Raw genomic sequence first — 8,283 nt, forward strand, 5'->3', positions numbered from 1 at the left:
CGCGGTGTCCTATGATTTATTTTTATGCTTGTTTTTAGTCAGATAAAATACTAAGAGTTGTTGAGACAATGGCTCTTATCATACACCAAACGTAGCGGGCTTACCGCCCTTATCCGTGGCATGCACTTCATCAATAACTTCAAGCTCGCGCGCGCAAAACGGTTCAATAAAGCTGCTCACACTTTTTAAGGGTTTCATGGCTTTAAAGCCTGAATCGATAAAGTCGTAAAGCGGCTGGAAGTTATAGCGATAGGCTGCGCCTTTAGCCATCGCAAAGGCTTTTTTGAGCATAAATGAATTCAGGTCTTTATCGGTACGATAGCAAACGTCTTTTAAATTATGGATCTGTACGCGGCGCTCATCAGCTTCATCGACCGTACGGTAAGCGAGCAGCATATTTTCTTCATTGACCGTTAGCTCTTGTTCGAGTAGCCACTGCGCCAAATGCAAGTCGAGCTCAATCGCCAATATAGACGCTTGAATGCCCATACTGCCAGCTTCTAAAGATGACTCTTTGGCAAGACGCTCAAGTTTCTTGGCTTTAGGGAGAATGCGTCCTAATTGTTCTGCCAATACTTTAAATTCATCACCACCATATAGCTGCGTCAAAAAGTAATCTGCCATTAGCTGGTTCTTTGGTTGTTCAAACAGTGCGCTGTGCGTACGTTTAATACGGGCTTGTTGCCATGACTGTACTTCATGGAGCTTTTTATTCAACGCCGCGTCTTCATGATGCGGCAGCGCCCAAAAGCGGTTTAGGTGCTGTTGTAAATTGGCTAAAGCAGACATGGCAGGTCATCCTATAAAAATAATAATAGTCATCAAGTTGATAATAAAAAATGGATAATAAGGGGGCTGGTTAGCGCTAATTTTTCTACTTATTAGGCAGCTATTAAACCATGCTCTCAAGATTTTGTTCACCTTAAAAGAAAATAAGGCAGAATACAAATGCCAAACTGTTACATATCGCGATTACTCAGCTCTTTTAGGTGGTCAATTTATAAGACTTTATAACACAAATTACATAGCCACGTTATTTACCAGATGAGCGCAGTGCTATGATAAAACAACTTAGCTATTTTAGACGATTATTTTAATCAATTATTTGATAACACTTTTGATAACACTATAGTGAGCATAGACATGAGCAAAAAAAATAATAAAACAGATATAAAGTCAGCAAAAGATACGAGCGCGCCATTTAATGAGCAAGTCGTCGAGCAGTATCTCAGGCCCAATCCTTTGAGCAAATTTTCAATGGATGAAGATACGCTGCGATTGGCATTGGTTACCGCCCAGTTTGCGCTGCGAGCGACGCGCCAGCCAGCAGCTCCCAGCACTGATAAGGCCGTTGGGCTATTGGTATTGGTCAATGGCATGGAGCAGGCAGGCAAGGGCACTGCGGTAACGCAATTGCGTCAGTGGGTCGATCCACGCCTGCTTAAGGTTGAAGCGACCATCGGGTACTGTCCCTTAGCGCACCAACCAATTTGGCAGACACATACCAAAGCCATGCCGCGCCACGGTGATGTGATGGTGTATTTTGGTAACTGGTATGCTGACTTGCTCTACAACGTGATGCGCATGGCAACCCTAGAGAGTGAAAAGTCAGCAAAAGGTAAGAAGCATACGGATATTGAAGCGCTACCAATTGGTCAATGGCAAGACTATTTACGCCAGCAGTTGGCGGAGCTACAAGCTTTTGAGCAAGACCTTGTGGCAAATCAAACCAAGCTGCTAAAGTGCTGGTTTCATGTCGATATCGAGACTTTACAGGCAAGGCTAAATGATGATGAGCCAGATCCGAAATTTTTGTATCAGATTGATTGGCATGATATGGCGATAGTGGCTAAGTTTAATGAGGTTGCTGCAAGTCTACTACACCAGCAAGGCGATTGGATTATTATCGATGGCGCAGATAAGTCACAAGCGGCCATGCATTTTTGTCATGAAGTCCTGCATGCGATGCAAACGGCGTTGGTCAGCAGCCACGTAGAAAGCCGTGCAGAATCAGACCAAGCACAAGATTCAAACGATACTCACAATACTCACAATACTCACAATACTCACAATACTCACAATACTCACGATACTCACGATACTCACGATCACCAAGTAGGCTCTCAAGCAGTAAAGTTTGAACCAGTAAAAATACCTAAGGTACTGATCGATATTGATGATTCAGATATTGATAAATCTGACTACAATGACGCATTGGCTAAGAAACAGTCGCGTTTGGCAGAATTGCTACGTGCGCGTCAAGGTCAGCATGTGGTATTTGCTTTTGAAGGTATGGATGCAGCGGGAAAGGGCGGCGCTATCAAAAGATTGGTAGCGCCACTTGATCCACGCGAATATCAAATTTATAACATTGGCGCGCCCATGTTATATGAGCTACAACATCCCTATTTGTGGCGTTTTTGGCAAAAGCTTCCAAACGAGCAAACAGACCGCATCAGCCGTGTCGGTATTTTTGATCGTACTTGGTATGGGCGTGTCTTGGTAGAGCGTATCGAAGGCTTTGCTACTGACGATGAGTGGCAGCGTGCTTATGATGAAATCAACCGCTTTGAGGCCGCTTTAGTAGCGTCAGGTACCTTGGTCATTAAGTACTGGCTTGCTATCGATAAAAATGAGCAGCTTAAACGTTTTGAGGCGCGCGAAGAGACTGCTTATAAACAATTCAAATTAACTGATGACGATTGGCGCAACCGCGATAAATGGTCGGATTATGTACAATCTGCCGCCGATATGCTGGCACGTACAGATACCAAAGATGCCCCTTGGTGTGTCATCGCCAATAATGATAAGCGCCAAGTACGTTTAGAGGTTCTAGATCATGCTATCGAGCAGCTCTCTATTAATCTATATGGTTAAAATATCTCAAAAACGCTACGGTGCTGCTGGTATAAATTTTTTGCAGCCTCTGTCTGCATAGGCACAGCAAGCAAGAAAAATTAATATCAGCAGTACTTGATGTATCGATATTACTTTTCTCTGACGATAGTATTAAATTGTCGCTGTTTTCTCTTGAATTGACTATTGCAATCGAAGCGTATCGTGGTTAAAAATAATCCTATAATGTTTGATCTAAGCTGCCTATTTCTTAAATCTTATATTCACAGTTACAAATTTTGTAATATCATCATGCATTATGCGTCTATATTTAATATAATAGGCGCGTAATGAGCGTTGCTATCTATCAAAATAGCTTGGTCTGCTGTTTATTTGTCTTTAATATCAATATATTATTCACGATAAATAGGTTGCATAGAAAAACGCTATTAGCATTAAAACGTAAGCCGCAAGATGCTTTAATCAGACGATTTGGCAATATGACTTGCGGCTTTATGACATTTTTACTTATGCGTTTTATCTTAGTTGCTGACTGTCGTTAACCTAAGATACCTATTCGCAAGCGGCTATAACCACTCAGATAAAATAATAAAGAGTGTTTAGACAGCTGTTTCAACACTGTATTCTAAAATCGTATGTCAAAGCAATATATTGCGCGTATTTATCGTAATTTTGGATTTGCATGGTAAGAATCACACCATCAATAGCCGCGCAATGTCATTAATCGTCATTAATTGTCAATAATTTCAATCAGCTTACGCAGGACTTATCAACGTATGGGTATTAGCAGCAGCTCTACAGAACCAAAAAAATCAGTCGGCTCTATGAAAGTCAATCTATTTTTTGCTATTTTAATGATTGGAATGACCGCCTACTTTTTGTGGTGGGGTCTAGATTACACCATGCGTCAGCAGACATCGCTGTTTGTTGTCGCCACGGCCTTTGGTGTTTTCATGGCATTCAATATCGGCGGTAATGACGTCGCCAACTCCTTTGGCACTTCAGTCGGTGCAGGTACGTTAACCATCCCACAAGCATTGGGTGTTGCGGCGATATTCGAAGTATCAGGTGCCGTGCTGGCAGGCGGTGAAGTGACCGATACGATTCGGAGCGGTATTGTCGATTTGGACGGTTTATCGGTGACACCTAACCAGTTCATCTATGTCATGCTTTCAGCGCTCATCGCTGCCGCATTTTGGCTGTTGTTTGCCACCAAAAAGGGTCTGCCAGTTTCGACCACACACGCGATTATTGGCGGTATAGTTGGTAGCTCCATTGTATTGGGTATCACTTTAGGTGGTACTGAAATGGCATTATCCACGGTGAATTGGGGCAAGATTGGCACGATCGCCATCTCTTGGGTTCTGTCACCGCTATTAGGCGGCGTTTTGTCTTATCTGTTATATGGACAGATTAAGAAAAATATCATTGAGTATAATGATAGAACAGAGGCGCATATTGCCACGCTAAAAGAAACTAAAAAGACGTTAAAGCAAACGCATAAAGAGTATTTGGATGGTTTGACCGAGTCTGAGCAGTTGGCTTATACCTCAGCGATGTTACGTGATCAAGAAATCTATAAAGATGATGATTGCGTGGTTGAAGATTTAGAGACGGATTATTATAAAGAAATTTATGAGATTGAAAATGAGCGCAGCAACCTAGATACCCTAAAAGCATTGAAGCAATGGGTGCCTATTATTGCGGCTGCAGGCGGCGCGGTCATGGCCTCTTTGGTTATCTTCAAAGGTCTGAAAAACGTCAATAATGGTATGACGACGTTGCAAGGCTTTTTAATCATGGGGATGATCGCAGCACTAGTATGGCTTGCGACTTATATTTATACTAAGAGTATCCGCGGCAAGCACAAAGAGGATTTGACCAAAGCCACGTTTATTATGTTCAGCTGGATGCAAGTCTTTACCGCATCAGCGTTTGCCTTTAGTCATGGCTCGAACGATATTGCCAACGCTGTTGGTCCTTTTGCTGCGATTATGGATGTTATTCGTACCAATAGTATTTCAGCAGAAGCGGCTGTACCTCCAGCAGTGATGCTAACTTTCGGTGTGGCACTGATTGTCGGTCTTTGGTTTATCGGTAAAGAAGTGATTCAAACAGTCGGTACCAACTTGGCAAAAATGCATCCTGCTTCTGGTTTCTCAGCTGAATTGGCTGCAGCAGCGGTCGTTATGGGTGCATCGACGATGGGTCTACCGGTATCGAGTACACACACCTTAGTAGGTGCAGTGCTTGGCATTGGTATTGTTAATAGAGATACCAACTGGGCACTAATGAAGCCGATTGGATTAGCGTGGATTATTACGCTTCCTGCAGCAGCAAGCATGTCTGCAATCAGTTATATCGTACTGATAAATATCTTTTAAGACTTAGACTTAGATTTAGATTGATAGCAACTTAATTTTAAGTGATACATAAAAAAACGCTTATCGACATCATAACGGTAAGCGTTTTTTTATACAAAACCCTAGGTATGAATTTTAAATTAATCGGTACCAAACTGCTTACGCTTTTTAGCAAAGAAGCGGTCTAAGCGATCCATGGCATCTTCTAAGTCGTGTAAGTTGGGTAAAAATACCAAGCGGAAATGGTCATGTTTATCCCAGTTAAACCCTGTTCCTTGTACCATCAATACGTTTTCTTCTAGCAATAAATCCATCATAAATTGCATGTCATCTTTGATAGGGTAAATCTCAGGATCCATCTTTGGAAAGCAGTAAAATGCGCCTTGTGGCATGGTACAAGAAATACCTTTGATCGCATTAAGGCGAGTCACTGCCAACTCGCGCTGCTTGTATAAGCGACCTTTTTTAGACGTTAGATCCTTCATGCTTTGATAGCCGCCCATCGCTGTCTGAATCGCATATTGTCCTTGAACGTTAGAACACAGACGCATAGAGGCGAGCATATCTAAACCTTCAATAAAGTCTGAGGCGTGTTCTTTGCGACCTGAAACCATCATCCAGCCAGCACGAAAGCCTGCGATGCGATGCGACTTTGACAAACCATTATAGGACAACACCAGCACTTCATCGGTCAAGGTGCTCATCGGCGTATGCTCCATATCATCATAAAGAATACGGTCATAAATCTCATCCGCCATGATGATTAAATCATGCTCTTTTGCGACCTCGACGATTTGCAGCAGTAATTCATCACTATACAACGCGCCTGTTGGGTTATTGGGATTAATAACCACAATGCCCTTGGTTTTGCTGGTGATTTTAGATTTGATGTCTGCAATATCAGGATGCCAGTTGTCCTCTTCATTACAGCGATAATGTACCGCGGTACCACCTGCTAGATTGGCAGCTGCCGTCCAAAGCGGGTAGTCTGGCATGGGAACCAGCACTTCATCGCCATCATTCATCAGCGCCTGCATGGTCATGACAATCAGCTCAGAGACGCCATTGCCTAGATAGACATCACGAACATCAACGGCCGATAGAAGCCCTTTTGATTGATAGTATTGTAATACCGCTTTACGCGCTGAAAAAATCCCTTGCGAGTCTGAATAGCCCGTTGCTTCCGGCAGATTCATCGCCACATCACGCAAAATCTCATGCGGCGCCTCTAAACCAAAGGGGGCAGGATTGCCAATATTCAGCTTTAAAATACGTTTGCCTTCTGCTTCCATTTTATTGGCAGTTTGCAATAGAGGACCGCGAATATCGTAACAGACGTTTTGTAATTTATCGGATTTTTTTATTGTATTCATAGAGGGCGTACTCATCAGGTTATTTGGTAAAATTTTGCGGGGAGTAGAAGGGGTTGATTGCTGGACGTCATTATTGCTAATAGAAGATTCATCAGGAGCGACGTCTGTATCGGTGCTACTTAAAGGTATTTCGTTGGAAGGAGTATCTTGAGTGCTATCATTTTTGTTCTCACTCTCAAGCTCACCGCGCAATAAATACCCTTCGCTACAGCCTAAGATACGCGCAAGCTTAGGTAGCTTAGATGAGACAATCCCATTCGTCCCACGCTCCCAATTCGAGATAGCACCGCGACTGACTTTAGCGCCAGCAGCAGTCATCGCTTGTGCCAACTGCTCTGCTGTCATTCCTTTGTCACGGCGCAGCTGTACCAGTCGTTCAGCTTGTGTGCTTTTAGTCTTGTCATCAGCCATCATTGTGTAAGCCTTTCATTTTATAAGTTTGTCATTAATCAAATAACGAAACCAATTCTCTCTTAAGGTATTAAGCGAATGCTTTAAGAGAGAATTACTTTTAATTCATTGCTAATGCAAGATATTATTGCATATAAAAATTAAATGCAAGTTTTTTATAATTAGGCATTTCTACAATGCAAGATTATCTTGCATTGTAGAAATGCTTGTAAAGACCTAAAAAAGTTCAGCTTAATAAAATACGGTCTAACTTATTCTTCTTCAATACAAATTGCCTATAATATTTGGCACAGTCCTTCGATACGACAAGTATTGTTGTTCTAAGCATTCTTGTTATCAGCGTCTTGAATAATAAGCTGTTCGCCAACAGATAAAGCCTATCGTTTTTATAAAAAATAGCGATAAAGCTTCGATAAGCCATTACTCACGATAGAGTAAATAATCAGTCATTCCATAAGGATTCGTTATGCAAGACAATCAACTGAGCAAAGAAGAGATCAGCCAACTGACCGACGCTGACTGGAAAGAGCGCTTAAGTGCTGATGAGTATCATGTGATGCGTGAGAAGGGCACAGAGCGACCATTCACAGGTGTTTATAACGATAGTAATGATAAGGGCATTTATCGCTGTAAAGGCTGCGGTGCCAATTTATTTGAATCAGATAACAAGTTTGATGCAGGATGCGGTTGGCCAAGCTTTGATCAAGGTATCGACAGTAGCGCCATTGATGAGCATGTCGATGATTCGCTAGGTATGCGCCGTACCGAAGTGACTTGCAGCAATTGCGGCGCGCATTTGGGTCATGTGTTCCCTGATGGTCCAAGCAAAACCACTGGTATGCGCTATTGCATCAACTCATTGTCTATCGATTTAGATAAGTCTGAAGAATAGTGACAGCGGCGTGTAAGCTAATGAAGCAATATTAAAAAAGTAGGGAGTATTGATATCTCCCTACCTATTATTAATATGATTAAGCCTATTAAATTCATTAACCACAGCGTCTTAAATATATAGTCAGTTCAAAATAAAAGCGATACGATTGTAATAACGTGCTATTGGCTATAATTTTTCTTGCTTGCTGTTCGCAGGCGTGACAGAGGCTGCAAAAAATTTGTAGCCAATAGCACTGTATCGTTTTTGAAATGAATCAACTAGGGGCTGTATAGAATTGGGGATTAGTTGAAAAAAATAAGCAACGCCTTACACTCTTGTTTACCACAACAAAGAGAAAAGGCGTCACTTATGGCTCGTACCATGCTCACTGATGAACAATGGCAAA

At 42.2% G+C, this 8,283-nt stretch carries 5 protein-coding genes; 3 read left to right on the forward strand and 2 right to left on the reverse strand.

What is annotated here, in order from left to right:
* Nucleotides 1-78: 78 nt before the first annotated feature.
* On the reverse strand, nucleotides 79-789 hold the full coding sequence (locus tag JMW90_RS10475; RefSeq protein ID WP_201563944.1) for an FFLEELY motif protein: 711 nt from the start codon (nucleotides 787-789) through the stop codon (nucleotides 79-81).
* Between the two features lie 354 nt (nucleotides 790-1,143).
* Between JMW90_RS10475 and JMW90_RS10480 the strand changes: the two genes are divergently transcribed.
* Together JMW90_RS10480 and JMW90_RS10485 are read left to right on the forward strand one after the other, a co-directional pair.
* Entirely contained in the window at nucleotides 1,144-2,877 is a 1,734-nt protein-coding gene (locus JMW90_RS10480; protein WP_201563946.1) for an ATPase, read from the forward strand.
* 755 nt (nucleotides 2,878-3,632) lie between these two features.
* Nucleotides 3,633-5,240: an inorganic phosphate transporter gene (locus tag JMW90_RS10485; protein ID WP_201563948.1), complete on the forward strand. Its 1,608-nt coding sequence runs from the start codon at nucleotides 3,633-3,635 to the stop codon at nucleotides 5,238-5,240.
* 119 nt (nucleotides 5,241-5,359) lie between these two features.
* Here the strand turns inward: JMW90_RS10485 and JMW90_RS10490 are convergent, their stop codons facing one another.
* Nucleotides 5,360-7,006: an aminotransferase class I/II-fold pyridoxal phosphate-dependent enzyme gene (locus JMW90_RS10490; protein ID WP_201563950.1), complete on the reverse strand. Its 1,647-nt coding sequence runs from the start codon at nucleotides 7,004-7,006 to the stop codon at nucleotides 5,360-5,362.
* Between the two features lie 463 nt (nucleotides 7,007-7,469).
* Between JMW90_RS10490 and msrB the strand changes: the two genes are divergently transcribed.
* Nucleotides 7,470-7,895 carry a peptide-methionine (R)-S-oxide reductase MsrB gene (msrB, locus tag JMW90_RS10495; RefSeq protein ID WP_201563952.1) on the forward strand — a complete coding sequence of 142 codons (426 nt, stop codon included), beginning with the start codon at nucleotides 7,470-7,472 and terminating at the stop codon, nucleotides 7,893-7,895.
* Nucleotides 7,896-8,283: the final 388 nt, after the last annotated feature.

This window comes from Psychrobacter glacincola (assembly GCF_904846215.1).
In the GTDB taxonomy this organism is placed as follows: Bacteria; Pseudomonadota; Gammaproteobacteria; order Pseudomonadales; family Moraxellaceae; genus Psychrobacter; species Psychrobacter glacincola.

Bases quoted from the DNA above. Each gene is read 5' to 3' on its own strand.
- JMW90_RS10475 (WP_201563944.1), bottom strand. From the start codon at position 789: ATGTCTGCTTTAGCCAATTTACAACAGCACCTAAACCGCTTTTGGGCG.
- JMW90_RS10480 (WP_201563946.1), top strand. From the start codon at position 1,144: ATGAGCAAAAAAAATAATAAAACAGATATAAAGTCAGCAAAAGATACG.
- JMW90_RS10485 (WP_201563948.1), top strand. From the start codon at position 3,633: ATGGGTATTAGCAGCAGCTCTACAGAACCAAAAAAATCAGTCGGCTCT.
- JMW90_RS10490 (WP_201563950.1), bottom strand. From the start codon at position 7,006: ATGATGGCTGATGACAAGACTAAAAGCACACAAGCTGAACGACTGGTA.
- msrB (WP_201563952.1), top strand. From the start codon at position 7,470: ATGCAAGACAATCAACTGAGCAAAGAAGAGATCAGCCAACTGACCGAC.